This is a genomic window from Ideonella sp. sgz306126, assembly GCF_056032705.1.
Genome location: NZ_JBVYWP010000001.1, coordinates 403,030 through 429,917, shown reverse-complemented (window position 1 = coordinate 429,917; position 26,888 = coordinate 403,030). Strand labels below are relative to the sequence as shown.

General features: G+C 70.7%; 28 protein-coding genes. 15 read left to right on the top strand and 13 right to left on the bottom strand.

Features of this window, described 5'->3' with window-relative positions; all coding sequences use genetic code 11:
- Window positions 1–165: 165 nt before the first annotated feature.
- Window positions 166–1,278, bottom strand: a complete 1,113-nt coding sequence (locus AC0N04_RS01985; protein ID WP_474278082.1) for an MBL fold metallo-hydrolase — start codon at window positions 1,276–1,278, stop codon at window positions 166–168.
- 143 nt (window positions 1,279–1,421) lie between these two features.
- Here AC0N04_RS01985 and AC0N04_RS01980 point away from each other — a divergent pair, with 143 nt between their 5' ends.
- From AC0N04_RS01980 to AC0N04_RS01950, 7 genes are all read left to right on the top strand, one after another.
- A complete protein-coding gene (locus AC0N04_RS01980; protein ID WP_474278080.1) occupies window positions 1,422–1,910 on the top strand; it encodes a MerR family transcriptional regulator in 489 nt (162 codons plus the stop codon).
- A gap of 86 nt (window positions 1,911–1,996) precedes the next feature.
- The gene (gene can / locus AC0N04_RS01975; protein WP_474278078.1) at window positions 1,997–2,662 is read left to right on the top strand and encodes a carbonate dehydratase; all 666 of its coding nucleotides are present in this window, start codon (window positions 1,997–1,999) and stop codon (window positions 2,660–2,662) included.
- Window positions 2,663–2,786: 124 nt separating this feature from the next.
- Window positions 2,787–3,965 carry an acetyl-CoA C-acyltransferase gene (locus tag AC0N04_RS01970; protein WP_474278076.1) on the top strand — a complete coding sequence of 393 codons (1,179 nt, stop codon included), beginning with the start codon at window positions 2,787–2,789 and terminating at the stop codon, window positions 3,963–3,965.
- Between the two features lie 13 nt (window positions 3,966–3,978).
- A complete protein-coding gene (locus AC0N04_RS01965; RefSeq protein ID WP_474278074.1) occupies window positions 3,979–4,647 on the top strand; it encodes a LysE family translocator in 669 nt (222 codons plus the stop codon).
- Between the two features lie 61 nt (window positions 4,648–4,708).
- On the top strand, window positions 4,709–5,404 hold the full coding sequence (locus AC0N04_RS01960) for an SDR family oxidoreductase (protein ID WP_474278072.1): 696 nt from the start codon (window positions 4,709–4,711) through the stop codon (window positions 5,402–5,404).
- 48 nt (window positions 5,405–5,452) lie between these two features.
- Complete coding sequence (locus AC0N04_RS01955) at window positions 5,453–6,583, top strand: acyl-CoA dehydrogenase family protein (RefSeq protein WP_474278070.1); 1,131 nt, start codon at window positions 5,453–5,455, stop codon at window positions 6,581–6,583.
- The gene (locus tag AC0N04_RS01950) at window positions 6,580–7,185 is read left to right on the top strand and encodes a chorismate--pyruvate lyase family protein (RefSeq protein ID WP_474278068.1); all 606 of its coding nucleotides are present in this window, start codon (window positions 6,580–6,582) and stop codon (window positions 7,183–7,185) included. The genes AC0N04_RS01955 and AC0N04_RS01950 overlap by 4 nt, the downstream gene beginning before the upstream one ends.
- On the opposite strand, the gene AC0N04_RS01945 is transcribed toward AC0N04_RS01950, so the two are convergent.
- Window positions 7,146–7,769, bottom strand: a complete 624-nt coding sequence (locus AC0N04_RS01945; RefSeq protein WP_474278066.1) for a hypothetical protein — start codon at window positions 7,767–7,769, stop codon at window positions 7,146–7,148. The two genes, AC0N04_RS01950 and AC0N04_RS01945, sit on opposite strands and share 40 nt — an antisense overlap.
- 135 nt (window positions 7,770–7,904) lie before the next feature.
- On the opposite strand from AC0N04_RS01945, the gene AC0N04_RS01940 reads away from it, so the two are divergent.
- Window positions 7,905–8,510 carry a DsbA family protein gene (locus AC0N04_RS01940; protein ID WP_474278064.1) on the top strand — a complete coding sequence of 202 codons (606 nt, stop codon included), beginning with the start codon at window positions 7,905–7,907 and terminating at the stop codon, window positions 8,508–8,510.
- Between the two features lie 19 nt (window positions 8,511–8,529).
- Complete coding sequence (locus AC0N04_RS01935; protein WP_474278062.1) at window positions 8,530–9,711, top strand: YbfB/YjiJ family MFS transporter; 1,182 nt, start codon at window positions 8,530–8,532, stop codon at window positions 9,709–9,711.
- A 13-nt stretch (window positions 9,712–9,724) separates the two neighbouring features.
- Here the strand turns inward: AC0N04_RS01935 and AC0N04_RS01930 are convergent, their stop codons facing one another.
- Together AC0N04_RS01930 and AC0N04_RS01925 are read right to left on the bottom strand one after the other, a co-directional pair.
- The gene (locus AC0N04_RS01930; RefSeq protein WP_474278060.1) at window positions 9,725–10,279 is read right to left on the bottom strand and encodes a flavodoxin family protein; all 555 of its coding nucleotides are present in this window, start codon (window positions 10,277–10,279) and stop codon (window positions 9,725–9,727) included.
- Between the two features lie 123 nt (window positions 10,280–10,402).
- On the bottom strand, window positions 10,403–11,716 hold the full coding sequence (locus AC0N04_RS01925; protein ID WP_474278058.1) for an MFS transporter: 1,314 nt from the start codon (window positions 11,714–11,716) through the stop codon (window positions 10,403–10,405).
- A gap of 117 nt (window positions 11,717–11,833) precedes the next feature.
- Between AC0N04_RS01925 and AC0N04_RS01920 the strand changes: the two genes are divergently transcribed.
- Window positions 11,834–12,457, top strand: a complete 624-nt coding sequence (locus tag AC0N04_RS01920) for a rhomboid family intramembrane serine protease (RefSeq protein WP_474278056.1) — start codon at window positions 11,834–11,836, stop codon at window positions 12,455–12,457.
- Between the two features lie 61 nt (window positions 12,458–12,518).
- Here AC0N04_RS01920 and cbbX read toward each other — a convergent pair whose 3' ends face one another.
- From cbbX to AC0N04_RS01905, 3 genes are all read right to left on the bottom strand, one after another.
- Complete coding sequence (cbbX, locus tag AC0N04_RS01915; protein ID WP_474278054.1) at window positions 12,519–13,463, bottom strand: CbbX protein; 945 nt, start codon at window positions 13,461–13,463, stop codon at window positions 12,519–12,521.
- A gap of 63 nt (window positions 13,464–13,526) precedes the next feature.
- Complete coding sequence (locus AC0N04_RS01910; protein WP_474278052.1) at window positions 13,527–13,970, bottom strand: ribulose bisphosphate carboxylase small subunit; 444 nt, start codon at window positions 13,968–13,970, stop codon at window positions 13,527–13,529.
- Between the two features lie 36 nt (window positions 13,971–14,006).
- On the bottom strand, window positions 14,007–15,491 hold the full coding sequence (locus tag AC0N04_RS01905) for a form I ribulose bisphosphate carboxylase large subunit (RefSeq protein WP_474278050.1): 1,485 nt from the start codon (window positions 15,489–15,491) through the stop codon (window positions 14,007–14,009).
- Between the two features lie 130 nt (window positions 15,492–15,621).
- On the opposite strand from AC0N04_RS01905, the gene AC0N04_RS01900 reads away from it, so the two are divergent.
- The 5 genes from AC0N04_RS01900 (at window position 15,622) to AC0N04_RS01880 (ending at window position 19,011) form a co-directional block, all read left to right on the top strand.
- Window positions 15,622–16,569: a LysR substrate-binding domain-containing protein gene (locus AC0N04_RS01900; RefSeq protein WP_474278048.1), complete on the top strand. Its 948-nt coding sequence runs from the start codon at window positions 15,622–15,624 to the stop codon at window positions 16,567–16,569.
- Window positions 16,570–16,712: 143 nt separating this feature from the next.
- Window positions 16,713–17,699, top strand: coding sequence for an alpha/beta hydrolase (locus AC0N04_RS01895; protein ID WP_474278046.1), 987 nt, complete (start codon window positions 16,713–16,715; stop codon window positions 17,697–17,699).
- A 316-nt stretch (window positions 17,700–18,015) separates the two neighbouring features.
- Window positions 18,016–18,270 carry a type II toxin-antitoxin system HicA family toxin gene (locus AC0N04_RS01890; RefSeq protein WP_474278044.1) on the top strand — a complete coding sequence of 85 codons (255 nt, stop codon included), beginning with the start codon at window positions 18,016–18,018 and terminating at the stop codon, window positions 18,268–18,270.
- A gap of 8 nt (window positions 18,271–18,278) precedes the next feature.
- Window positions 18,279–18,725 (top strand): type II toxin-antitoxin system HicB family antitoxin, encoded by a 447-nt coding sequence (locus tag AC0N04_RS01885; RefSeq protein ID WP_474278042.1) that lies wholly within the window; start codon window positions 18,279–18,281, stop codon window positions 18,723–18,725.
- Complete coding sequence (locus tag AC0N04_RS01880) at window positions 18,715–19,011, top strand: hypothetical protein (protein ID WP_474278040.1); 297 nt, start codon at window positions 18,715–18,717, stop codon at window positions 19,009–19,011. The genes AC0N04_RS01885 and AC0N04_RS01880 overlap by 11 nt, the downstream gene beginning before the upstream one ends.
- A gap of 222 nt (window positions 19,012–19,233) precedes the next feature.
- On the opposite strand, the gene AC0N04_RS01875 is transcribed toward AC0N04_RS01880, so the two are convergent.
- From AC0N04_RS01875 to AC0N04_RS01850, 6 genes are all read right to left on the bottom strand, one after another.
- Window positions 19,234–20,439, bottom strand: a complete 1,206-nt coding sequence (locus tag AC0N04_RS01875; protein WP_474279040.1) for a DUF1501 domain-containing protein — start codon at window positions 20,437–20,439, stop codon at window positions 19,234–19,236.
- Window positions 20,440–20,457: 18 nt separating this feature from the next.
- A complete protein-coding gene (locus AC0N04_RS01870) occupies window positions 20,458–22,035 on the bottom strand; it encodes a DUF1800 domain-containing protein (RefSeq protein ID WP_474278038.1) in 1,578 nt (525 codons plus the stop codon).
- Between the two features lie 110 nt (window positions 22,036–22,145).
- Entirely contained in the window at window positions 22,146–23,132 is a 987-nt protein-coding gene (locus AC0N04_RS01865; protein WP_474278036.1) for a cobalamin-binding protein, read from the bottom strand.
- Window positions 23,129–23,953 carry an ABC transporter ATP-binding protein gene (locus AC0N04_RS01860; protein WP_474278034.1) on the bottom strand — a complete coding sequence of 275 codons (825 nt, stop codon included), beginning with the start codon at window positions 23,951–23,953 and terminating at the stop codon, window positions 23,129–23,131. Before AC0N04_RS01860 ends, AC0N04_RS01865 begins: the two co-directional genes overlap by 4 nt.
- Window positions 23,950–24,966 (bottom strand): FecCD family ABC transporter permease, encoded by a 1,017-nt coding sequence (locus tag AC0N04_RS01855; protein ID WP_474278032.1) that lies wholly within the window; start codon window positions 24,964–24,966, stop codon window positions 23,950–23,952. The genes AC0N04_RS01860 and AC0N04_RS01855 overlap by 4 nt, the downstream gene beginning before the upstream one ends.
- A gap of 16 nt (window positions 24,967–24,982) precedes the next feature.
- The gene (locus AC0N04_RS01850; protein ID WP_474278030.1) at window positions 24,983–26,839 is read right to left on the bottom strand and encodes a TonB-dependent receptor domain-containing protein; all 1,857 of its coding nucleotides are present in this window, start codon (window positions 26,837–26,839) and stop codon (window positions 24,983–24,985) included.
- Between the last annotated feature and the right edge of the window lie 49 nt (window positions 26,840–26,888).

Genomic DNA, 26,888 nt, shown 5'->3' with positions numbered 1-26,888 from the left:
GCGCCGCACCACCCTCCCAAGAGGGATGGTGCCGTCGCCTTCGATGGCGCACAGTTCAACCGTTCGCTGTCATCACTCCAGCTGGCGGTCACAGGGATGGTCCAGGGAGGATCGTGTGAAGCTGGCACACTTGGAAACCGGTCAGAGCCTCTGACCGGTTTTTTTTCAGGCGGGCCGAGCGGCCGGATCGGCGTGGCGTGCCACAAAGCGCAGCACGCCATCGTCCCCCGCCACGGCGCGCAACTGCCCGCGTCCCTGCAGCGCATGCACATGGGCGATCGCCTCGCCCATGGCGAAGGTCGACTGGTGCAGGTCCAGCGGTCGCTTGAACAGCACCGGCAGCAGGTCGGCCGCCGAGCGCGGCGTGGTGGCGCAGGCTTCCAGCACCTCGGCGAAGCGATCGGCATGGTGCTGGTGCAATTGCTCGATGCGGGTGTGCAGCCCGGTGAACGGTTTGCCGTGCGACGGCAGCACCAGCGTGTCGGCCGGCAGCGCGCGGAAGCGGTCGATCGAATCCAGGTACAGCGGCAGCGGATCGGCCTCGGGTTCCAGGTCGATCACGCTGACGTTGGTCGAGATCCGGGGCAGCACCATGTCGCCCGAGATCAGCACCTGCGCATCGGCGGCGTACAGCGCGATGTGTTCCGGCGCGTGGCCGTAGCCGACGATGCATTGCCAGCGGTGGTCGCCGATCTGCAGCGTCTGCCCGTCCAGCAGGCGCCGATACTGCGAAGGCACCTTCGGCACCAGGCTGGCGTAGTAGTTGGTGCGCGCGCGGATGCCGTCCAGCACGGCCTCGTCGACCAGGCCGTGGCGCCGGAAGTGCCGCGCCGCGGCTTCGCCGCCGAAGCTGCCGGTGGCCTGCAGGGCGCCGTGGGCGGCCTGCCAGTCGGTCGCGCTGATCCAGAGCCGGCAGTCGGGCGCCGCGGCGCCGGTGCCGCGCCAGCGCTCGCACAGCCAATGCGCCAGACCGATGTGGTCCGGATGCATGTGGGTCACGATCACCCGCAGCACCGGCAGGCCCTCCAGGGCGTCTGCGAACACCTGCTCCCAGGCGCTGCGCGTGATGTCGCTGGCGATGCCGCAATCGACGATCGCCCAGCCCTCGCGGCCGTCCTCGGCACGGTCCCGCAGCAGCCACAGGTTGATGTGGTCCAGCGCAAACGGCAGGGGCATGCGGATCCAGCGCAGGTCGGGCCGCAAGGCCAGGGCTTCGCCGACGGCGGGCAGGCGATCGCCCAGCGGATAGGTCAGGTGGCTGTCGGGATGGGGTGGCATCAAGGCACGGCTCGCAGTTCGGTTCAGGGGCAGGGCGCATCGTCGGTCAGGCGCCGCGGCGCGGCTGTCGCGCAGGTGACCGGACCGGCCTTCTCGCTTAGACTTACGTTTACGTCAACGTCAATTCCCATGTCAGTTTAACCATGCCCGCTGTCGTCCGTACCGCCCCCGCCAAAGCCCGTGCGTCCGCCCGGGAGGCAGGCACCCGCCGCCTCGAGGCGCCGACGCTGACCATCACCCAACTGGCGCAAGAGTTCGACATCACGCCGCGCGCGATCCGTTTCTACGAGGACATGGGCCTGCTCGAACCCGCCCGCGCCGGCCGCAACCGCGTCTACACCCCTCGCGACCGGACGCGTCTCAAGCTCACGCTGCGCGGCAAGCGGCTGGGGCTGTCGCTGCTGGAGATCAAGCAGCTGGTCGATCTGTACGACTCGGGCACCGACGAGCGCCCGCAGCTCGAAGCCTTCCTGCTGGTGCTGGGCGAGCACCGGCGCCAGCTGGAGCAGCAGCTCGACGACATCCGCGTGACGCTGGCCGAGATCGGGCAGCACGAAGCCCGCTGCCACGACCTGTTGGCGGCCAAGGGGCGAACGGTCAAGCCGGTACGTCAGGCGACCTCGACGCGATAAGCGATGACTCCGGGGTCGGCGGATGGCCGCGTCGCGCGTCCGCCGACCAAACCTCCCTTCAATCGGCCTGATCGGCCTCGACCGCCATGAGCACCCAACTGACCGAACTCTTTCAAAGCAACCGCGAATGGGCTGCGCGCACCGAGCAGCGCCAGCCCGGATTTTTCACGACGCTGCTGGAGCAGCAGACGCCGCAGTTCCTGTGGATCGGCTGTGCCGACAGCCGGGTGCCGGCCAACGAACTGGTGGACCTGTTGCCGGGCGAACTGTTCGTGCACCGCAACGTCGCCAACGTGGTGGCGCATTCCGACCTCAATGCGCTGTCGGTGATCCAGTTCGCGGTCGACCATCTGCGGGTCCAGCACATCATGGTCGTCGGCCATTCCAAATGCGGCGGCGTCGTGGCGGCGCTGAACGACCTGCGCCTGGGCCTGGTCGACAACTGGATCCGCCATGTCCGTGACGTGCGGCAACTGCATCAGCCGCTGCTGGACCGGATCGCGCCGGACCAGCGCCTCGACGCGCTGTGCGAGCTCAACGTGCTGGAGCAGGCCCGCAACGTCTGCTACACGACGATCGTGCAGGACGCCTGGGCCCGTGGGCAGGAGGTGGTCGTGCACGGCTGGGTCTATGGCTTGCACAATGGCCTGCTCGAAGACCTGTGCATCACCGCCCAGGCGCTGGCCGACGTGCCGGCAGCCTATGAAGGGGCGCTGGCCGGCATCTGCCAGCGCTACGGCGTGGGCGACTGAGGGCGCCGCGCCGCCCCAGGATCGCCCCATCATGTCCCAACAAGCCGGCCCGGCGTTGCAGGATGCAGCGCAGCGCTGACCCTGAAGCGGCCGCCGCGCCGCACCTCACCTGAAGGAGATCATCATGTCCGAAGCCATCGTCATCGTCTCGGCGGCGCGCACGCCGATCGGCGGTCTGCTGGGCGACCTGTCGTCGCTTGCCGCCTGGGAGCTGGGCGCGGTCGCGATCAAGGCGGCCGTTGAACGTGCCGGCGTGCCCGGCGACGCCGTCGACGAAGTCCTGATGGGCAACTGCCTGATGGCCGGCCAGGGCCAGGCGCCCGCGCGCCAGGCCTTGCGCCGCGCGGGCCTGCCCGACACGGCCGGCGCGGTCACGCTCAGCAAGATGTGCGGCTCGGCGATGCGCACGATGATGTTCGCGCACGACATGCTGGCCGCCGGTTCGGCCGACGTGCTGGTGGCCGGAGGCATGGAAAGCATGACCAATGCGCCGCACCTGATGTTCGCCCGCAAGGGCGTGAAGTACGGCGCCGCCCAGCTGTTCGATCACATGGCGCTGGACGGCCTGGAAGACGCCTACGAGCGCGGCAAGGCGATGGGCGTCTTCGCCGAGCAGTGCGTCGCCAAGTACGGCTTCAGCCGCGAGGCGCAGGACGGCTTCGCGATCGCCTCCACCACCCGCGCCCGGCTGGCCAACGAGAACGGCAGCTTCGATTGGGAAATGGCGCCGGTCACGCTGCCCGGCCGCGGCGGCGACACCGTGGTCAAGTTCGACGAACAGCCGTTCAAGGCCAAGCTCGACAAGATTCCCCAGCTCAAGCCGGCGTTCAAGAAGGACGGCACGATCACCGCCGCCAACGCCTCCAGCATCTCCGACGGTGCCGCCGCGCTGGTGATGATGCGCGAATCCACCGCCACGCGGATGGGGGTTCGGCCGCTGGCGCGCGTGGTCTCGCACGCCGTGCATGCGCAGGCGCCCGAGTGGTTCGCCACCGCGCCGGCCGGCGCGATCCGCAAGGCGCTGGCCAAGGCCGGGTGGACGGCGGGTCTGGTCGACCTGTGGGAGGTCAACGAAGCCTTTGCCGCGGTGACGATGGCGGCCATGAAGGATTTCGATCTGCCGCACGAGAAGGTCAACGTGCACGGCGGCGCCTGCGCGCTGGGCCATCCGATCGGCGCGTCCGGCGCCCGCATCGTGGTCACGCTGCTGGGGGCGCTGAAGCAGCGCGGCCTCAAGCGCGGCGTGGCCGCGCTGTGCATCGGCGGCGGCGAAGCGACCGCCCTGGCGATCGAGATGCTCTGACCGGGCGGCGCGCATGGTCACCACTTGGCTGTCCGCCTGGGGCGTTCACGACCTGGCGCTGTTCGCCTTCACGGTGCTGGTGCTCAATGCCACGCCGGGGGTGGACCTTTTGTTCGTCGTCAGCCGCACCCTGGCCCAGGGCCGCCGCGCTGGCGTGGCGGCCTCGCTGGGCATCGGCGCCGGTTGCCTGGTGCACACGCTGGCCGCGGCCTTCGGGCTCGCGGCGCTGCTGGCCGTGTCGACCTGGGCGTTCAGCCTGCTGCGCTGGATCGGTGCGGCCTACCTGGTATGGCTGGCCAGCGCGATGCTGCGAGCCGCGGTCGGCGGCCGGGCCGAGGTCTCGGCCGATGCGTCGGGCCGTGTGGCGGCGGCGACCGCCGGGGCCGTGTTTCGCCAGGGCCTGCTGACCAACCTGCTCAATCCGAAAGTGGCGCTGTTCGTGCTCGCGCTGCTGCCCCAGTTCATTCTGCCGACGGCGGCGCACAAGACGCTGGCCTTCCTGGCGCTGGGGTCGTGGCTGGTGCTGCAGGGCACGCTGTTCCTGCTCGCGCTGGTGATGGTGACCGCGCGGCTGCGGCGGCGGGCCGGTGCCGCGCCCCGGCGCGCGCGTTGGCTGCAAGGCCTGGGCGGGCTGCTCTTTCTCGGTCTGGCGGCGCGCCTGGCGCTGGGCGGGTCCCGGTGACGGGCATGCGCCGCGCCGGGATGCCCGCCGGGCCGATGGGTTTCGCACCAAGGAGGACTTCATGAGCTCAAGGGCAGAACAGGCGCGCGCCGCGTCGGTGCTGGTGATCGGGGCCTCACGCGGTATCGGGCTCGAACTGGTGCGCCAATACCGCGCCGACGGGGCGGCCGTGGCCGCCAGCGCGCGCGACGACGCGGGCCGCACGCGGCTGCAGTCGCTGGGCGCCCGTGCGTTGACGCTGGACGTGGCCCACCCGGCCGGCGCATCGGCGCTGGCCTGGCAGGTGGATGGCGAGACCTTCGACACCGTCTGGCTGGTGGCCGGCGTCTACGGCCCGGCGACCCAGGGCCTGCAATCGCCCAGCGAGGCCGATTTCGACCGGGTGATGCACACCAACGTGCTGGGGGCGATGCTGGTGCTGCCGCAACTGGCCGACGTGCTGGCGCCGGGCGCGCGCATCGGCGTGCTGTCCTCGCGCATGGGCGCGATGACGGGGCGCAGCAGCCCTTCGGGCTGGCTGTACCGGGCGTCCAAGGCGGCGCTGAACTCGGTCGTCAAGGATGCGGCGCTGGTGCTGGGCGAGCGGGCGACGATCGCGGCGCTGCACCCCGGCTGGGTCCGCACCGACATGGGCGGCGCCGGCGCCGACCTGGACGTGGCCCGCAGCGCCGCCGACTTGCGCGCGACGCTGGCGGGCCTGCAGCCGACCGACAGCGGCGGCTTCTTCAACCACGACGGGCAGGCGATCGCCTGGTAGGCCAGGTCGGCCCCGAGCCCGCATGTTTCCCACGGAGACCTTTGCATCATGTTGCTGTCCGAAGACCACCGCGCCGTCCAGGACGCCGTGCGCGCCTACGTGCAAGACCGCATCGCGCCGCAGGCGGCCGCCTGGGACAAGGCGCACCACTTTCCGGCCGCCGAACTCCAGGGCCTGGCCGCGCTGGGCTGCTATGGCGTGGCGGTGCCGCCCGAGTACGACGGCGCCGGGCTGGACTATCTCGCGCTGGCCATCATCCTCGAAGAGATTGCCGCCGGCGACGGCGGCACCTCCACGGTGGTCAGCGTCAACAACTGCCCGGTCTGCTCGATCCTGATGGCTTTCGGCAACGAGGACCAGAAGCAGCGTTTCCTGAAGCCGCTGGCGCGCGGCGAGATGCTGGGCGCGTTCTGCCTGACCGAGCCGCATGTCGGCTCCGAAGCCGGGGGCCTGCGCACCCGCGCGGTCCGGGACGGCGACGACTATGTGCTCGACGGCGTCAAGCAGTTCATCACCAGCGGCAAGAACGGCGACGTGGCGATCGTGATGGCGGTCACCGACCAGGCCGCCGGCAAGAAGGGCATCAGCGCCTTCCTGGTGCCCACCGCGACACCGGGCTACGTGGTGGCGCGGATCGAGGACAAGATGGGCCAGCACAGCAGCGACACGGCCCAGATCCTGTTCGAGCACTGCCGCGTGCCGGCCGCCAACCGCCTGGGCGACGAAGGCCAGGGGTTGAAGATCGCGCTGTCGGGGCTGGAAGGCGGGCGCATCGGCATCGCCAGCCAGAGCGTGGGCATGGCGCGCGCGGCCTTCGAGGCCGCACTGGCCTACAGCAAGGATCGCCAGAGCTTCGGTCAGCCGATCTTCCAGCACCAGGCGGTGCAGCACAAGCTGGCCGACATGGCCACCCAGATCGAAGCGGCGCGGCAGCTGATCTGGCATGCCGCCAGTCTCAAGGACGCCGGCCTGCCCTGCCTGAAGGAAGCGGCGATGGCCAAGCTGTTCGCCAGCGAGATGGCCGAGAAAGTCTGCTCCGCCGCGATCCAGGTCTTCGGCGGCTATGGCTATGTCAGCGACTTTCCGGTCGAGCGCCTCTACCGCGATGTGCGCGTGTGCCAGATCTACGAAGGCACCTCCGAGGTGCAGAAGATCCTGATCGGGCGGGCGCTGGCGTGAGCCGCCGCGCCGCCGTTCGCGCGCCCTGTCCGGGGCGCCGGCCGGCCCGGGCCCGGCTGCGCGAATGGCTGATGGCACCGGGCTCGCTGACGGCGCAGCTCGCGCACGCCTGCGGGCCGGTCGAGGTCCAGCTGCTTCGGCAGGGTCGGACGACCGGCACCCGGGCCGAATGCCGGGCCCTGGGGCGGCTCGGCCGGGGTGCGCTGCAGGGCCGGGTCGTCGTGTTGCGCGCCGCCGGCAGGCCTTGCGTGTGCGCCCGTTCGCTGGCGCCGGCCAAGGCCTTGCAGGGCCCCTGGCGGGCGATGCGCGGCCTGGGGCGGCGGCCGCTGGCCGAATTGCTGTTCACGCGCAGCGACATCGAGCGCACGCCGCTGCGCCTGTCGTGGTGGCCCATCGCGCATCCCCAGGCGCGCGCGGTCGCCCGGGCCTGGCAGCACGCCACCGGCCTGCCGTGGCCAGGGCGGGGCGTCTGGCAGCGGCAGTCGGTGTTCTGGCTGCGCGGGCAGGGTCTGCTGGTCGGCGAATGCTTCGTGCCGGCCCTGGCGGCGGACTGGCCGCGGCCTCAGGCCTCCGGGCGCGGCAGGTACAGCAGGTCCGAATAGGTGGCCAGCCACTGCGGCCGGAACGCGACGAAGATGGCCACGAACATGCCGGTCATGAAGCCATCGCCCCAGGCCGCCAGCCAGCGGCCGATCAGCAGATCCTGGTCGCTGGTGCCGACCGGCGCCCCGTGCAGCAGCAGCGCCAGCATGCCGGCGCCGGCCACGGCCAGCACGGTCGAGAAAAAGCCCCGGCCCAGGATGTAGACGAACAAATGGTGGGCCACCCAGCGCCGGATCGCCGCGCCCAGCAGCAAGGTCAGCGTGCCCGGCACGATGCCCAGCCAGACCAGGTGCAGCAGGCCGTCGTGCCAGCTCAGGCTGCCCAGGCTCACGGTGATCGCCGCGACCGGCAGCATCGCCAGCATGGCCAGCGGCCAGCCGGCCAGCAACACCAGCAGGCAGGCCCCCGACAGCGGCTGCAGCAGCGGCATGTGCGCGAACTGGTCGGCGCCCCACAGCAGCGGCATCGCGGCCCACCACGCCAGCCAGGGCCAGGGCGGGCCTTGGTCGGGCAGCGCGCGCCAGGGGCGCAGCGCCAGCGCCAGCCCCATCGCCGCGAGCACGATCCAAACTTCGGTTGCCATGCGTTCATCCTAGCCTGCGGCCGCCCGCGTGGGCTGAGCGCGGTCAATCCCCCCACCGCCGTCGGGACGCGGGCCGGGCCGACCTGAGGGGAACTCCGGGCCGGCGAGGTTCGCCCCGCGGGGTATCGTCATTCCATGGAACCGCAGCTCGACTTCTACTTCGACTTCTCGTCGCCGTATTCCTACATCGCCAACGAGTGGATCGACGCGCTGGCCGCCCGCCATGGCCGCAGCGTGCGTCGTCACGCGATCCTGCTGGGCGCCACCTTCGTCGCGGCGGAATTGAAGAGCCCGGTGTCCTACCCGATCAAGCGCGAATACTCGCTGCGCGACTTCGAGCGCTCGGCACGCTTCGAACGCGTGCCCTACCAGGCGCCGGCACGCTTCCCGATCCCGACCCAGAACGCCGCGCGCGTCTTCTGGTGGCTGCACGACGACGGCGGCCCGGAGGCGGCGGCGCGCTGGGCGCGCAGCGCCTTCCGGGCCTACTTCAACCGCGGCGTCCTGCTCGACGATCCGGTGGCGCTGAAGGCGCTGGCCGCGGAGTCCGGCCTCGATGCCGAGGCCGCGGAGGCGGCCTGGAACGACCCGGTCTGGAAGCTGCGGCTCAAGCAGGCCAACGAGCGTGCCATCGCCGCCGGGGTCTTCGGCGCGCCGTTCTTCTTCGTCGACGGCGAGCCGTTCTGGGGCAACGACCGCAAGCCGCAGATCGAGCGCTGGCTGACCGAGGGGCCGTTTTGAAGCCCGGCGGCACCCCGGCATGACGCCGACCGCGCCGCCGCCCGGCACCGCGCCCGTGCTGCATCCCTGGCAGGTGGTCACCGGCGGCATCTGCGCCCTGGTGCTGACGCTGGGCCTGGCCCGCTTCGCCTACACGCCGCTGCTGCCGGCGATGCAGGCCCAGACCGGCCTGGGCGACCGTGCCGCCGGCGCGCTGGCGGCGATCAACTACGCCGGCTACATGAGCGGCGCGCTGCTGGCGGCATGGATCGATTCGCCGGCCTGGCGCCACCGCCTCTATGGCTGGGGCCTGTGGCTGGCGCTGGCCAGCACGGTGGCGATGGGGCTGGGCGCCTGGTGGCCGATGTGGGCGCTGCTGCGCTACCTGGGCGGGCTGTGCGGCGCGGCCGGCATGCTGCTCGGCTCGGGCCTGGTGCTGGGCTGGCTGATGCGCCAGGGTCGGCGGCCCGAACTGGGCCTGCATTTCATCGGCATCGGGCTGGGCATCGTGGTCTCGGCGGTCGCGGCCTGGGGCCTGGGCCGCGTCTGGCCGGCCTGGTCGTCCCAATGGCGCGCGCTGGGGGCCGTGGGCCTGGTGTTTCTGTGGCCGGCCTGGCGCTGGCGCCCCCCCGTGCCACCGCCGGCGAGCGCGCTGGCGCAGGCCGAAGCCGGGCCGTCGCGCCGCTGGCTGGCGACGATGCTGGCCAGTTATTTCGCCGCCGGCTGGGGCTTCGTGATCAGCGCCACCTTCACGGTCACCATCGTCGAGCGCGAGCCGGCGCTGGCCGGCAAGGGCGCGCTGGCCTGGGCCCTGGTGGGCCTGGCCGCGATGCCGGCGGTGTTCGTGTGGGACCGGGTCGCGCGGCGCTTCGGCGAACAGCGCGCGCTGCTGGCGGCGTTCGGGCTGCAGACGCTGTCGGTGCTGGCGCCGGCCTTGTCGGGCTCGCTGGCGGCCGCGTTGTGCGGTGCCTTGGGCTACGGCGCCACCTTCATCGGCCTGGTCAGCCTGACGCTGGCCTTGGTGGGCCGGCGTTCGCCGCACAACCCGGGCAAGGCGATGGCCCGGCTGACGCTGAGCTACGGTGCCGCCCAGGTCGCGGCGCCGGCGCTGGCCGGGGCGATGGCCCAGGCCAGCGGCAGCTTCCATGGCGCGCTGTGGCTGACGGCCGCCGTGCTGGCGGTCGGCATGGCCTTGCTGGCGACCTTGCCGAGCGAAGGCTGAGCGGCCTGGGTGCTCAGGCCGCCAGGCGCGCGGCCACGGCGGCCAGACGCTCGCCGAACTTGCGTGCGGTGTCCAGGTCGCCCGGCACCATCTCGTCGGCCGAGGCGTCCGAGGGCGTGGCCGTCATCAGCCCGCCGAAGGATCCGACGTAGTTGAGGTCGTTGCGCGTGGCCGCCTTGCTGTTGCTGGGCATCATGCCGGTGCCCACCCACAGCCCGGAATGCTGCATGGCCAGCGTCATGAAGTAATGCAAGGTGTTGTACTTGTCGCCGTTCATCGTCGCCGAGTTGGTGAAGCCGGCGAACACCTTGTCCTTCCAGGCCTGGCCGAACCAGGGCTTGCTGGAGGCGTCGGCGAACTTCTTGAACTGCCAGCTGACGTTGCCCATGTAGGTCGGCGAGCCGAACACGATCATGTCGGCCGCGCCCAGCTGGGCCCAGGCCGATTCGGGCAGGTTGCCTTCGGCGTCGATGGCCAGCAGGGCCGCGCCGCTGGTCGAGGCGACGGCCTCGGCAATCTTGGCCGTATGGCCGTAGCCGCTGTGATAAACGATGCAGATCTTTGCCATGGTGTGCAAGCCTTTCGGGCAGGAGAAGAGGAGGTCAGCCAGGCGGCCACCGGGGCGCCTGACCGTACCCGAATCGTCGCTGCTGAGGCCGCCGTGCAGGTGCACCGGCTTTAGCGACCACGTTCAATCGGCTTGAACGGAGGCTGGCGCGCCGGCGGGTTCGAACGCCTCTGGAAAGTGGCGGCCATACCAGTTGTCCACCTCGTGGTGCTCCAGCGCCATGAAGCCGCGAAAGCCTGGCACGGCCGCCAGGCCGAGCGACGCCAGCGCGCCGATCAGGCCGAAGGCGGTCTGCACCTGGCTCACGTTCGCGTGCAGCAGCGCCAGGCCGGCCAGCGCCGGGCCCAGCGAGGCCGCCAGCTGGGTGGTCATCATCGCGCCGGCAGACATGCGAGCGCGAAACGCCACCGGACGGGCCAGCATGCGGTGCGTCATGCCCACCAACACCAGGGCCGAGTTGGACAGCCCGACCGCTGCGAACGCGCCGACCAGCAGCAGCGGCCGTGTGCTGAGCCCGGCGGCCGCCAGCGCCAGCCCCTGAAGTGCCGCCGCGCCGAGCCGGGCGTGAAATCGGCCGATCCGGCGCACGACCCACGGCGACACCCCCAGCGCCCCTGCCAGCATGCCCACCGACAGCGCTGCCTCGCACCAGCCCAGCCACACGGCCGACAAGCCGAGCGACTGCACCTTCAACGGGACCAGCATCGTCAGCGCCGGAAACAGGAAGATCCACGACAGCGCGTTGACCGCGATCCAGCCGCGCTCCAGCGGGATCGCCCAGTTGGCACGCACGCCGGCCCGAAGGTCGCTCCACCAGGCGGCACGGGTCGCCTTTTGCGGTGCGGCGACCTCGCGGCTGGGCAGGCGAATGGCCAGCCGCGCGGCGGCCACCAGCAGGCCGCAGTGCAGCCACAACGCCGACGCTGTGCCGGCGGCGGCGAGCACGGCTCCGCCCAGCGCCGGGCCGATCAGGCGGCCCATCGCCTGGGCGGTCTGCTGCCGCGCCAGGCCTCGGGCGAGCAGCTCGGGCGGGACCAGCTCGGCGCACAGGCTGGCCGAGGCCGGCATGACCACCGCCATGGCCATCACCGGCAGCGTCTCCAGCGCGATCAACGGACCCAGGTGGTAGTGCCCCAGGCTGGCCAGGCCGGCCACCGCGCCCGCGGCCAGCGCGAACACGGCCAGGGCCCAGGCGATCAGGCGGCGCTTCGGATAGCGATCACCCAGCGGCGACAGCAGCGGCATCGCGACGAAGGACACCGCCGACATCGCCGTCCCGTAGAGCGCCAGATCGGCGGCGCCCCCTTGCTGCGCAATCCACCACGGCAACACGACCTGGCCCACCATCAACGACAGCAGCATCAGCGCATCGCTCCACAACAGGCGGGCGAAGGCCGGGCCGAGGGGCGATGCGGGGGTCCGAAAGCGTGGCAGCATCGGGGCATCGTAAGGCCTGGCCAACGACGCCCGCCCAAGGCTGCCCGCGGCTCGCACCAGCCAGGCGTCCGGGGTCGTGCGGGCCGAACCTCGTGCCCGACGCAGCCCACCCCGACCATGCCCACGCTCCTCACCTCACTGCACGTCAATCCCGGCGCGTGTGTCTTGCTGGCCGCGATGCTCTGCGCCAGCCTGCTCGCGTTCCAGGTCTGGCCGGGCTGGATCCAGCGCGGGATGTTCCGCCCTTATTGGCTGCTGCGGCGTCGGCAGTGGCTCACGCCCTTCACCAGCGCGTTCCTGCATGCCGACCTGATGCATCTGCTGTTCAACGCCTTCAGCTTCTGGGCGTTCGCATTCCCGCTGGAGCGCGCGATCGGCACGCCGCGCCTGCTCGCGCTGTACGCCACCGGCCTGGTGGCGAGCGCGGCCGGGACCTGGGTCAAGCAGCGCGGCAACCCGGCCTACCAGTGCCTGGGGGCCTCGGGTGCGGTGCTGGCGGTGCTGTTCGCGTCGGTGCTGTATTTTCCGCAGGCCTCGATCTTCATCCTGCCGATCCCGGTGCCGATCCCGGCCCCCTTGTTCGCGCTGGGCTACCTGGCCTACAGCCTCTGGGCCTCGCACCGGCAGGTCGGCCACGTCAACCACGACGCGCACCTGGCCGGCGCGCTGGGCGGCGTGGCCTTTGTCGCGCTGAGCGATCCGGCGGCGGTCGGCCGGGCGCTGCAGCGCCTCCTCGGCTGAGCGCGGTGGCGCGGCCGGCCGCTCGCCGGCGCGGCGTCGTCAGGCCCGCGGCGGACGGCGATCAGGCCGCACCGAAGACCCGGCTGGCCAGGATGTCGCTCGCCTCCAGCGTCGACAGATTCTCGACGTCCAGCACGCGATCTCGATCGGCATACAAGCGGCTGGCCTGACGCAGCCGGGCCCGGTCCAGCGCGTTGCGCACGCTGCGTGCGTTGGCGAAGTGCGGCTGGACGATGCGGCGCCGCAGGTAGGCGTCGAAGGCCTCATGGGCCTCGCGGCCGAAGCGGTAATGCGTCTGCCCCAGCATGCGCTCGGCGATCTGCATCAGCTCGTGCACGTCGTAGTCCGGGAACGCCAGGTGATGGGCGATGCGCGAGCTCATGCCGGGGTTGGACTGGAAGAAGGTGTCCATGCGGTCCTGGTAGCCGGCCAGGATCACCACCAGGTCGTTGCGCTGGTTCTCCATCACCTGCAGCAGGATCTCGATCGCCTCCTGGCCGTAGTCGCGCTCGTTCTCGGGGCGATAGAGGTAGTAGGCCTCGTCGATGAACAGCACGCCGCCCATGGCCTTCTTCAGCACCTCCTTGGTCTTGGGTGCGGTGTGGCCGATGTACTGGCCGACCAGGTCGTCGCGCGTCACGCTGACCACCTGGGGCCGGCGCACGTAGCCCAGGCGGTGCAGGATCTCGGCCATGCGCAGTGCCACCGTGGTCTTGCCGGTGCCCGGGTTGCCGGTGAAGCACATGTGCAGCGACGGCGCCTGGGCCGCCAGGCCGTGCTGGGCGCGCAGGCGGTCGATCACCAGCAGCGCGGCGATGTCGCGGATGCGCGTCTTGACGGGGGCGAGGCCGACCAGGTCGCGGTCGAGTTCGTCCATCACCGACTCGATGCGGCTTTGCGCCAGCACCTCGGCGACGGTGCGCGGCGCCTCGGGGGTCTCGGGGGTCGGGTCGGACGGGGCGGCCGCCGTGGCCGCCCCCGGTATGGCGTAGAGCGGAGCGTTCATGGAAGATCCTTGGCCGCGTCGGCCCGGCGCTCTGGTGCGCCGGGCCGGGGACGGCGTGAGCGGTCAGGAGGCGCCGTGGCGCTCGCCCTCGGGGCGGTCGGTGGCGTAGCTGTGCACCGTGTAGCGCATCGTGCGGCCGCCCACCTCCTGGCGCACCAGGCCGAAGCCCGGTTCGCTGGACGGACGGTTGACGATGAAGCTCATCGTGATCGATTCGACGCCCCGCGTCGAATCGAAGGCCATCAGCCGGATGTAGTGGCTCGGGAAGGTCTTGCGGCAGGCCTGCAGCTCCATCAGGATGCCGGCGGCGTCCTGCAGGTCGAACATCGGCATGCCGTACATCTCCCAGTAGGTGTTGCGCGGATGCGGGTCGTCGGTGTATTCGACGCTCCAGGCGTAGCCCTTGCCCAGGCCGTACTCGATCTGCCGGGTGATCTCGGCGTCGGTGAGCTCGGGCAGGAAGCTGAACTGGCCTTGCGTGATGCGGCCGGCGGGGTTGGTCATCATGGTCGGGGTCTCCTGATCTTTGAAGGGCCGCGGCGCTCAGGCCACGGCGGGCGTGACGGCGTAATCGCTGGTGTCGGTCGAGGCGTAGTTGAAGCTCACGTCCTTCCAGGTATCGAGCGCCTGCTTGAGCGGGGTGCAGAAGCGCGCGGCGTCCTGCAGGATCTGCGGGCCTTCGTTCTTGATGTCACGGCCCTCGTTGCGCGCCTTGACCATGCACTCCAGGGCCACGCGGTTGGCCACGGCACCGGCCTGGATGCCCGCCGGGTGGCCGATGGTGCCGCCGCCGAACTGCAGGATCACGTCGTCGCCGAAGAGGTCGATCAGCTGGTGCATCTGGCCGGCGTGGATGCCGCCCGACGCCACCGGCATGACCTTCTTCATGTCGCACCAGTCCTGGTCGAAGAACAGGCCGCGCGGCAGGTCCTGCCGGGTGTAGGCGTCGCGGCAGACGTTGTAGTAGCCCTGCACCGTCATCGGGTCGCCTTCGAGCTTGCCCACCGCAGTGCCGGTGTGCAGGTGGTCCACGCCGGCCAGGCGCAGCCACTTGGCCATCACGCGGAACGACACGCCGTGGTTCTTCTGCCGCGTGTAGGTACCGTGGCCGGCGCGGTGCATGTGCACGATCATGTCGTTCTTGCGTGCCCAGTTGGCGATCGACTGGATGGCGCTCCAGCCGATGATCAGGTCGACCATGATCACCACGCTGCCCAGCTCCTTGGCGAACTCGGCGCGCTCGTAGATGTCTTCCATCGTGGCGCCGGTGACATTGAGGTAGCTGCCCTTGACCTCGCCGGTGGCGGCGCTGGCCTTGTTGACGCCGTCCATCACGTAGAGGAAGCGGTCGCGCCAGTGCATGAAGGGTTGCGAGTTGATGTTCTCGTCGTCCTTCATGAAGTCCAGCCCGCCCTTGAGGCCTTCGTAGATCACCCGGCCGTAGTTGCGGCCCGACAGGCCCAGCTTGGGCTTGGTGGTGGCGCCCAGCAGCGGGCGGCCGAACTTGTCCAGGCGTTCACGCTCGACCACCAGGCCGGTGGGCGGCCCCTTGAAGGTCTTGACCAGCGCCACCGGCACGCGGATGTCCTCCAAGCGTGCGGCCTTCAGCGGCTTGAAGCTGAAGACATTGCCGATCAGGCTGGCGGTGATGTTGGCGATCGAGCCTTCCTCAAACAGGATGATGTCGTACGCCACCCAGGCGAAGTACTCGCCCGGCCGGCCCGGCACGGCCTCGACCTTGAAGCACTTGGCGCGGTAGTTCTCGCAGGCCGTCAGGCGATCGGTCCAGACCACGGTCCAGGTCGCGGTGCTGCTCTCGCCGGCCACCGCCGCGCCGGCTTCCACCGGGTCCACGCCGTCCTGCGGCGTGATGCGGAACAGGCAGATGGTGTCGGTGTCGCGCGGCACGTAGTCGGGCTGCCAGTAGCCCATCTGTCGGTACTTCAGCACGCCCGCGCTGTAGCGCTTCTTGGCGTCGGTGATCTGGGTGGCGTCGGCAACGACGCCCTGTTCTACGGGCATGTTCATCAGCGTCTCCTGCGGTGGTCGGGTTGGTTGCGGTGACCCCACTGTAGGCAGAGGCTTCGGAAAGGGGAACTCAATCTTCCTTGGTGTTCACGTAAGGTTCGGTTGATGTGAACCGCACCAGGAGACCCCGTTGAACATCACTTTCCGACAGCTGCGAGTCTTCGTCGAAGTGGCGCGCCACAGCAGCGTGCAGCGCGCCGCCGAGAACTTGCACCTGACGCCGCAGGCCATCTCGATGCAGCTGCGCGAGGTCGAGTCGCAGCTCGGCCTGGTCCTGTTCGACCGGGAAGGCCGGCGCCTGTCGCTGTCGACCGCGGGCGAGCAGTTCCTGCTCTACGCGCGCAACCTGCTGGCGATGCTGAAGGAGGCGCAGGACGCGATGAGCCGATTCAAGCGCGTCGAGTCCGGCCTGCTGACGATCGGCATGGTCAGCCCGGCGAAGTACTTCCTGCCGCAGCTGCTGGCCAGGTTCCGGCAGGAGCATCCCGGCATCGACGTGCAGCTTCGGTTGGGCAACCGCGAGCAGCTGGTGGAGATGATGAAGGCCAACGAGGTTGACATGTCGGTGATGGGCCGCGCGCCGCGCGACTGGAACAACCGGGCCGAACCCTTCGCCATCCATCCGCAGGTGCTGGTGACGGCGCCGGACCACCCCTTCGCCAGCCTGGCCCACGTGCCGGTGGCGGCGTTGGCGCGGGAGACCTTCATCGTGCGCGAACCGGGCTCGGGCACGCGCGCCGCGCTGGACGAATACCTGCGCGCCCATCACCTGCGGCCGCAGCTGATGGAGATCCCCAGCGACGAGGCGATCAAGCAGTCCGTGATGGCCGGCCTGGGCATCAGCCTGGTGTCGCGCCACGCGATCGAGCTGGAGCTGCGCAGCGGCCTGATCGCCGCGCCGGCGGCCGACGGCCTGCCGATGCTGCGGCGCTGGCACCTGATCACCGGCAGCGCCAAGAACCTCTCGCCGGCGGCCGAGGCCTTCCGCTACTTCATGTTCGAGCGCGGTCGCAGCTTCCTGGCGGAGCTGGTCGGCAACATCGCCGGCGGGACCGAGACCTTGCAAGAGGTGGATTGAGCGGCGTCGGGGTTGGGGTAGGCTCCGCCCCGGTACGTGCTCGTCCCGGGGCGCGGGGCCGTCAACCCCCGGCAGCGAGCGAGCTGTTGGGCCACCGTGTGGCGATAGAGAGAGGAAGCATCGAGATGCGCAGAAGCCCGAACATGCCCGCCGGCACCGTCCATCGCCTGGCCATCGACAGCCACGTGCTCGCGGGCAACCTGCTCGGCGATCCCACCCAGCGTGCGATCGACGTCTACGTCCCGGCGGGACACGACGGGCGCGGCCTGCCGCTGCTGGTCGACATCGTCGGATTCACCGCAGGCGGGCCGGCCCACACCAACTGGAAGAATTTCGGTGAGAACGTTCCCGAGCGACTCGACCGCTTGATGGCGACCGGCGAGATGCCGCCGGTCGTCGTGGCCTTCCCGGACTGCTTCACCCGACTCGGGGGCAATCAATACGTCAACTCGGCGGCGGTCGGCCGCTGGGACGATTTCCTGCGCGCCGAAGCGGTGCCGTTCGTCGAAGCCCGCTTCGGCTGCGGCGGCCCGGGCCGCCGAGGCCTCTTCGGCAAGTCGAGCGGCGGCTACGGCGCCATGGTCCACGCGCTGCTGCACCCCGACTTCTGGAGCGCGGCGGCGGTGCATTCCGGTGACATGGGGTTCGAGCTGCTCTACCGGCACGAATTCGTCCCGGTGCTGCAGGCGCTCGCCAAGCAGCCCGACATCGAAGGGTGGATCGATGCGTTCTGGCAAGCCAGGAAGCCCAAGGACAGCGATGTGCACATCCTGATGATGCTGGCGCAAGCCGCGAGCTTCGACCCGGACCCTTCCGCGCCCTACGGCGTGCGCCTGCCGGTGACGCTCGATACCTGCGAGCTGATCCCGGAGCGCTGGGCGAACTGGATGGCCTGGGATCCGCTGAGCCTGGTCGAACAACACGGGCGCGGACTCGCGGCGCTGAAGGCCTTGTACATCGACTGCGGCGACGTCGATCAATACAACCTGGTCTATGGCGCACGGCGCATGCACCAGCGGCTGCTCGCCCTGGACGTGCCGCATGTCTACGAGGAATTCGCAGACGACCACACGGCCGTCGACTATCGGATGGACATCAGCCTTCCGCTGCTGGCCAAGGCACTCGCCTGAGCCCGTCCGGGGCGGCGTCCGCAGGTGGCAACGAACAAAAAGAGAAACGCCGCTTTGCGCGGCAAATTAGGGCGGCGTGAACGTCCGTTCAGACGGGAGGAAAATCAAATGCGACAAACACTTGCCATCGAACGTGATCGTCCATTGAGACGACATCAGTCGCGCAAAGCGGCGTCAGCTTGTCGTCCATAACGCGTTAGGCGTCTCGAAAGTTAGTGATCACCAATATGGCGACGGCAGACCGGGCCCTGTGAACAAGGGGTGGTCTCTGTAACTATTTTCCGGTTACACTGGCGGCCTCAGGACGTAGACTCCGATGTCCAAACACCAGAAGGCCCTCGACAGGCTATGTGCGACACCACCGCCCGCCGATATCAAGTGGCAAGAGCTCAAGGCCGTCCTCGAGCACCTCGGCTATGAGCTACTCAAGAACACCGGTTCGCGCCGCAAGTTCTTTCACGCAGAGAAGAAGGCGTTGATCATCTGTCATGAGCCTCACCCGACTCCGAACGTCGACAAGGGATGCGTCGCAGACGTTGTCGAGCACCTCCGAGCAAATGGCTTCATCTAGGCTCTACTGTGGACATTCTTAAGTACAAGGAATACGAAGGCACCGCTGAGTTGGACATGCAGCGCGGCGTGTGCCGAGGCAAGATCCTGTTCATCGACGACCTCGTCACGTACGAAGCGGACTCCCCTCGTGAACTTCAGCGAGAGTTTGAGGCTGCAGTCGATGACTACGTCTCAACATGTGCGACGCTTGGAAAGGAACCACAGCGCCCGTTCCGAGGGTTGTTCAATGTTCGCGTGCCGCCCGAACTGCATCGCGCAGCTGCGTTGCGAGCGACAAGCGATGCTGTGTCATTAAACGACGTCGTCGTGCGCGCCTTGGACTGTTTTCTCAATGTCCGAGCAGATGTGAACCACAACATCAAGGTCACTCTGGAAAGTCCTTCCAGCGGTGTGCAGACCGTCCGCGCTGTGGCGTCTGGCAAAGCCGAATGGGGAACTGCCAATGTCCACTGAAGTCACCCCCACTGAGCAAAAGCCGACTCCAGTTGAGCCACCGCTCACCATGAAAGAACTGGCGTCTATTCTGGTCAAGCACTATGACTTGAGGACTGGCACGTTCGATCTCATGGTGGAATATCAGCTAGGTACCGGTGCAGTCGGACCAGACAAAGAGCATCTCTTGCCGGGCCTGATGATCGGCATCGCGAAGGTCGGTCTTGTTCCTTCTTCTAAGTCTGGGCCGCTTACCGTAGACGCAGGAGAAGTGAACCCACCTCCAAAGGCCAAGAAGAAGGCCTGATTGGCGGCGTCGCAGGAGACGCCTCTCAAGAAACACCTCCCAAGTAGTTGATCTGCAGCGACGGCGAACCCTTCTACTGGGACCTCCCACTGAGTCAACGGTGATCAGCGTCTTCTTCCAAAGCCGTAGTCCTTGAGGTTGTTCGGCAGGACGTGGTGATCGTGCCGCTGACCGTACGGGATCTCGTGGCCCGGCGGGTGTCCTTCCCGGCACCTCGGCGCTCTACAGCAAGCCCGCGTCCAGCGGTGCCACGCCGGCGAACACGCGGTCGAGCTGGGCGGGGCCGAGGCCGTATTGGCGCGCCCACAGGCCGGCCAGCAGCGCGCGGTACTCGGTGAGCACCGGCGTGTCGCGGTGCTGGAACAAGGTGTCGGCGGTCAGCGCCTGCTGGCGCCCGGCCACCTGCCCGCCGCGCAGCGCGCCGCCCAGCACCCAGTAGGTCGTGCCGTGGCCGTGGTCGGTGCCGCGGTTGCCGTTTTCGCGGAAGGTGCGGCCGAATTCGCTGGCCACCAGCACGGTGGTGTTGCGCCACTGCGGCCCCATCTCGGCGGCATAGGCCGCCAGGCCGCGGCCCAGCTCGGCCAGCTTGTCGGCCAGCGGGCCGCTGGCGCCGCCCTGGTTGGCGTGGGTGTCCCAGCCGCCGACGTCGACGAAGCCCAGGGCGACCCGTTCGCGCATCAGCCGGCCGATGCGGCGCGCCTCGGCTTCGAAGCCGCGGCTGTCGATGGCGTTACGGCTGGCCTGCTGCATCTCGTCGGCCATCGCCCGGGCGACTTCGCCGCGCGTCTCGAAGCCGTTGTCGACCGCCTGGTGCAGCGCCGTGTCCCGGTACATGCGCGCAATCAGCGCGCTCTGGCGGGCGTTCAGCGCGGGGCGGTTGAGGCTGCGCAAGGCCTGGTTGGCGATGCTTTGCGGGCCCTGGAAGACCAGCGGCAACTGGTCGGTGAAGGCCAGCGCCTCGTGGCCGGCGGGGGCGCCGGCGGCGGCCCCGAGCACGCGGGCCAGGCGGTTCAGGAAGCCGTTGCGCAGGTCGCGGCGATCGCCGCCACCCTGGCCGAGCTCGAAGCGGTCCTGGCTCTCGAAGTGGCTGCGCGTCGTGTCGCCGCTGCCGGCAAAGGGCACGAAGGCGAGCTGGCGCTGCTGCCACAGCGGCATCAGGCTGTCGGCCACCGAGGGCGCGAGGCCCCAGTCGGCGTCCAGCGCCAGTGCCGCCTGGGGGCCCGATCCGGGGGGCGCGATCGCCAGGGTCGGCCGGGCCTCGGCGTAGAACGGGCTGGCGAGCGGCACCAGCAGGTTGTTGGCGTCGTAGGCGCCGCGCAGAAACACCAGCAGGAAGCGCGGCAGCTCGGCCGGCCCGGCCCACAGCCGGGGTGCGGCCCAGGACAGCGGCGCGGCAGCCAGCGAACGAAGCAGGTGGCGGCGATGCATCATGGCGTGACTCCGGGCTCAGCGCTGCATGAATTCGGGCGACGACAGCCACAGCGTATTCCACTCCGCCGGGCCGACCGCCTGGGCCAGCGCCTGGCGGGTGGCGGGCGCCAGCTGCGGCGCGATCAGGCGCCGGAACAGCGCGGTGTCGAATTGCGGTGCCGGCGGCGGCGCGTCGGGCGGCAGGTCAGGGTCGTCGCGGAACAGCCTGGGCGCGCCGTGACCCAGCAGGCTGGCGATCTCGAAGCGGGCGGTCATCTGGCCGGGGCTGTTCCAGGCCATCGCGTCGAGCGCGTAGCCGTCGGGGGTCTCGCGCAGAAAGGGCCGCTCGGCCAGGCGCTGCAACCAGAGGAGCAGCGGCGCGGCGTCGGCGATGCTGCGGTCGCCCCAGCCCTGGCGCACGGCCGAGAGGACGTAGTGCATCGGATCCTTGAAGCGCCGACCCAGCGAGGCGTCGAACTCGGGCGAGCCGATCATCGTGCGCAGCAGCTCGTCGATGCGGCCGTCGTGTTCGCGGAAGCTGGCTTCCATGCGCGCCAGCAGCGCGGCGGGCGGGTCGTCGGCGACGAAGTACTGCGCGATCTTGCGGCTCAGGTGGCGTGCGGTGGCCGGGTGGGCGGCGAGGCGGTCGAGCACGCCCTCGATCTCGGCGACGCCCTGGCCGCTCACCGGCTGGCCCAGCAGCGTCTTGGGGCCGGCGTCGTGCCGGCCGGGGTGGAACTCGACCAGGCCTTGGCGCCAGTACAGCGCCTGGTACCGCGGCGGCAGGCGCGGCGGCGTCTCACGCAGGCTCACGCCCAGGCCGGTCAGCACCCGCGCCAGCGCCTGCACGTCGGCCTGCTGGTAGCCGCCATCGACCCCCAGCGTGTGCAGCTCCAGCAATTCGCGCCCGAGGTTCTCGTTGAGGTGGCCCGCCGCGTTGTGCGCGTTGTCCAGGTAGTCGAGCATCGCCGGGTGGAACACGGCGGCGCCCAGCAGGTCGCGGAAGCGGCCCAGCGCCAGCGCGTGCAGGCGATCGTCGTAGTCGCCCACCAGTGCCCGCAACTGGGCCTTGCGGGCGTGGACGCTGAAGTGGTTGACCCAGAACCAGCCCATCTGGTCCTGCAGCTGCCGCGGCGAATAGAGCGCCCGCAGCAACTGGCGGGTCGCCGCTTCGTCGGCGAGGCGGTTCATCTCGCGCTGCCAGTCCTGGCGCGCGGCCCGCTTGAGCTCGGCGTCGGGCTCGCGCTGAAAGGCCTGGCGGCGTGCGTCCATGCGCCGCGCCAGCACCTCTACCGGCGTGCGGCTGATCGTCATCCGGGCGATCTGCTGCTCGACCGGCTCGGGCAGCCGCGGTGGCCAAGGCGCCGCCTGCAGCTGCTGCGCCAGCCAGCGCGTGCGGCCGGCCTGCTGCAGCGCGGCAGCGGCGGGGGCGTTCAGGCCCCAGGTCAGCCGGTTCAGCCAGGCGCCGTCGGCCGGGCCGGGCGGCGCGGGCTGGGGCGGCGGCAGGGCGCTCGCCGGCGGTGTGTCGGGCCGGCGCGGCATGGCGCAGCCACCGCTGGCGGCGGCCGCGGCCAGCAGCATCCAGCGTCGTCGGTCCAGGCATCGCCGTTCCATGCAGGCCTCGTCAGCCGCCAACAGGGGCTGTCTCAGCGGCGCAGTCTAGCGAGCCCGGGTGAGGCGGCGGTGTCCGGCATGTGAACGACGGTGCCGCGGCGCCCCGCTGCTCAGGGCAGCGGCAGGTCCTGTCCGGCGCGGACCCGGTCCAGCGCCTCGCACAGGCGCTGCGCCGCAGGCAGGACGCGGGGCGAGGCGTGGGTGATTTCGTCGACCGGCAAGCCGATCACCGCGTGCCGGCGCAGCGGCTCGAAGGCGTTCAAGCCGCGCCACGGGGCCAGCGGGTCGGGCGGGCGGCCGTCCGGCCCGGGCTCGCCGACGCTGGTCACCAGCACCTGGGGGCGGGCCGCCAGCACCGCTTCGATACTGGGCATCGGCACCTGCATCGGCTGATCGGCGAACACGTTGATGCCGCCGCACAGCCCGATCACGTCGCTGATCAGCGAGTGCGCGTTGAGGGTCATCAGCGGCTGGGCCCACACCTGGTAGAAGACGCGCAGCGGCGGGCGCCCGCCGTAGCGCTGGCGCAGCCGCGCGATCTGCGCGTCGAGCGCGTCGGCCGCCGGGTCGGCCACGGCGCTCGTGCCGGCCAGCGTGCCCAGGCGGCGCAGGCTGCTGCCGAGTTGCGGCAGCAGCTCCGGGTCGCTGAGGAAGATCGGCAGGTGCAGCGCGCGCAAGCGCTCGATCTGCGCGGCCGAACTGCCATGCCACCAGACCACCAGCAGGTCGGGCCGCAGCGCCGCGATGCGCTCCAGGTCGAAGGCCAGCGCATCGCCGACCCGGGGTAGGTGTCTGGCGGCTTCCGGAAAATCGGCGTAGCGCACCGTGCCCACCACCTGGTGGCCGGCGCCCGCGGCGAACAGCAATTCGGTGGCGTGCGGCGCCAGGCTGACGATGCGCCGGGCCGGCGCCGCCAGCACCACGCGCTGGCCGGCATCGTCTGTGGCCTGGACCGTGGCCTGCGCGGCGCCGGCGCACAGCAGCGCCAGCGCGAGGCCCAGGCCCTGCACGCACACCCGCATGCGCACCCGCCACCACCGGCCGGACAGCCGTGCCCGGCTGCGCCGGTCGTCCGACAAGGGCAGGGGGGCCGTCACGTGGGCAACCACCACAGTTGCCCCTCGGCTTCGTGCCGATGCAGCTCGTGGCCGAAGGCCGCCCCCAGCGTGTCGGCGCGCATGACCTCGGCCACCGGCCCGGCCAGCACGCGGCCGTCGCCGAACAGCAGCAGCGCATGGCTGGCCACCCGCTGGGCCAGGCTCAGGTCGTGCACCGACATCAGCACCGCCCGCCCGCGCTGGCGCACGTCGTCGCTCAGCAGCGCCAGCATGCGCAGCTGCTGCGTCAGATCCAGATGGGCCAGCGGCTCGTCGAGCAGCGCCAGCGGCGGGTCCTGCGTCAGCAGCGTGGCGAGCGCCACGCGCTGGCGCTCGCCGCCCGACAGGCTGCGCACGTCACGCTCGGCCAGCCCGGCGCAGCCCACGCGCTGCAGCGCGGCCAGCGCCAGGCCACGGTCGGCTTCGCCCTCCCAGTGCCAGCGCGAGAGATGCGGGTGCCGGCCCTGCAGCACCACGTCGATCGCCGGCGCGCCGAAGGCGTCGTGCAACTGCTGCGGGACGAAGCCGCGCAGGCAGGCCAGATCGGCCAGCGTGCCCGGCGCCACCGGCCGGCCGGCGACGCTCAGCGCGCCGCGGGCCGGCGCGCGCAGGCCCGCCAGCGTGTGCAGCAGCAAGGTCTTGCCGGCGCCGTTGGGGCCCAGCAGGCACCAGAACTCGCCCGGGTGAAGCTCGAACGTCAGCTCGCGCACCAGCATCCGTGCAGCAAGGCCGCGGCCGACCTCGACCGCCAGCGACCGGGCGTGCAGCAGCGGTGCCGTCGCGTCGTCCGGCGCGCCAGGGCGTGGAAGATCGGATCTCACCGGTGCGAGCCCTCGCGCAGCAGCAGCCCGATGAACATCGGCGCGCCGATCAGCGCGGTGATCACGCCGACCGGCAATTGCAGTGGCGCCGCGACGCTGCGCGCCAGCGTGTCGGCGGCCAGCAGAAAGGCGGCGCCGGCCAGCGCGCTGGCCGGGATCAGCAGGCGCTGGTCGTTGCCCACGAGCAGGCGCAGCGCATGCGGCACGACCAGGCCGACGAAGCCGATCGCGCCGGCGCTGGCCACCGCCAGCGCGGCGGCGGCCGACGCGCCGAGGTAGATCGCCGCACGCACCCGCCGCACCGGCACGCCCAGCATCTGCGCCGCGCCGGGGCCGCTCAGCAGCAGGTTCAGCTCGCGGCCCAGCGGCCACAGCGCCAGGCTCAGCAGCAGCGGCGCCGCCAGCACCGGCCAGGGCAGCTCGGCGCCGGACAGGTCGCCCAGCAGCCAGAACAGCATGCCGCGCACTTGCTCGCCCGGCGCCAGCGCCAGGATCAGGCTGACGCCGGCCATCGTGATCGACGACAGCATCACGCCGGTCAGCAGCAGGCGCGGGGCCGGGTCGTCGCTGCTGGCGCGGTCGACGGTGCCCAGTTCGTGGCGCGCCAGCGCGAACACCAGCAGCACCACCAGCAAAGCCCCGCCCAATGCCCCCAGGTGCAGCAGCCACAGGCCGCCGCCCAGCGCCAGCGCCCCCAGCGCGCCCAGCGCCGCGCCGCCCGACAGGCCCAGCACATACGGATCGGCCAGCGGGTTGCGCAGCAGCACCTGCATCAGCGCGCCGGCCTGGGCGAGCAGCGCGCCGGTGGCCATCGCCGCCAGCGCGCGCGGCAGGCGCAGGCGGTGGACGATCTCGGAGGCCGCGCTGTCGTCCGGCCGCAGCAGCAGGCGCGGCAGGTCGGCGACGGCCACCGCGCTGCTGCCGCTGGCCAGGGCCACGCCCAGCACCGCCAGCAGCACGGCGGCCAGGGTCAGCAGCACTGGCAAGGGGCGGCGGGCGCGGCGGGCGAGCATGTCGGGCCTGCGGGCTTCAGCGCTGCGGCGTCCAGCGCAGCGTCATCTGACCGAGCCGGCCCGGCGGCACGTAGCCCTGGGCCGCCGTGTACTGCTTGTCGGCCAGGTTGTCGATGCGCCCTTCCAGCGACCAGGCCGGCGCGACCTGCCAGCGCGCGAAGACCGCCGCCAGGCCGTAGCCGCCCATCCGGGTGGCGGCGATCGCGGTGCTGGAGTCATAGCGCGCGCCGACCCAGCTCAGGTCCGTGCCGACCTGCCACGCACCACTGCGGTGGCTCAGGTGCAGGCCCCCGAAGGCCTTGGCGCGGCGCTGCAACGGGGCGCCGGTGGTGCTGTCCTTCGGATTCTGGAACGTCAGGTTGACGGCCAGTTGCGTGGCCGGATCGAGCCGCGCGGCGGCGCTCCAGGTCGTGCCCAGGTTCTCGGCCCGCGCCAGGTTGACCGGCTGGTAGGTGTAGCTGCCGACCGGGTTCTCGACCCACTCGATCAACTGGCGGAGGTGGTTGTCGAACACCGTCGCGTGCAGGTCCACGGCCGCGCCGTGCCAATCGGCGCCGACCTCGACGTTGTTGCTCAGCTCGGGCTGCAGCGCGGGGTTGCCGCGGTCGCCGTAGGCGTCGGTGTAGTACAGGTCGTTCAGCGTCGGGGCCTTGAACGCGTTGCCGGCGGAAGCGCGCAGCCGCCACTGCGGATCCACCTGCCAGGCGGTGGCCAGCTGGGCCGTGGTGTGGCCGCCGAACTGCGAGTTCTGGTCGTGGCGCAGATCGGCCTGCAGCGCCAGCGCGCCGTACTGCGCGCGCCAGCCGGCCAGCGCGCCGGCGATGTGGCGCGAGGTCTGGCTGTAGGCGGTGTCGCTGCTGACGTTCTGCTGCAGCCATTCCAGCCCGGCACTCAGACTGCCGCCGGCGAGGCGCAGGTGGTTGAGCCAGCTGGCTTCGTCCTGCACGCTGTTGGTGACGCCAGGGTAGTTGCTGCTGGTGGTGGTCGAGTTGTCCCACGCGCGGGCCAGGCGCAGCTCGGACTGCAGCGTCGGCGTCAGCGCGCCGGCCCAGTGGCCGGTCAGGGTCTGGGTCAGGTTGTCGTTGTAGCTGTTGCCGGCACCGTCGTCGAAGTGGATTCGACCGCTGCTGTTGAGCCACTGCAGATCGAGCTGCTGGGTGGCGCTCAGGTGCTGGGTCAGCCGCAGGTTGAGGCTGTGGTTGCGGTCGCCGTCGGCGTCCGGGTTGTAGCTGTAGGTGTTGGCCGGCGTGGTGATGTTGTAGCCGCGCGTGCTCATCACCTGGGCACCCAGCGACAGGTCGGTGTGGCCTTCGCGTGCCGCCCAGGCGCCGGCCAGCTGGCCCAGGCCTTGCTGGCCGGCCGTGAGGCTGACGGTGGCGCCGGGCGAGCGGTCGGCGCTGCGGGTGAAGATCTGGATCACGCCGCCGATGGCGTCGGCGCCGTACAGGCTGCTGGACGGACCGGGCAGGATCTCGATGTGGTCGATCAGCGCCAGCGGCAGCGATTCCAGCGGGGCCGTGCCCAGCGTGGGCGAGCTGATGCGCACGCCGTCGACCAGCACCACGGTCTGGTTGCTGTTGGCGCCACGCATGAACACGCTGAGCGGCTGGCCCATGCCGCCGCTGCTGGCGACTTCGACGCCGCCCAGCGTGCGCAGCACGTCCAGCAGCGAGCCCGCGCCGCTGCTGCGGATCTCGTCGGCGCTGATGAGTTGCAGCGGCCGGGCGGTGTTGCCGGCGGCTTCGGGACTGCGGCTGGCGGTGATGACCACGCTGTCGGCGGCGGGGTCGGGCGAGGGCAGGGCGGACTGGGCCTGGGCGAACCACGGCGTGTTCAGCAGCACCAGAAGTGCGACGGAGGGGCGCAAGGACATCGGAAGGGACTCTCGAGGAGCCGACGGCCTGGCCGGCATTCCCGGGGGC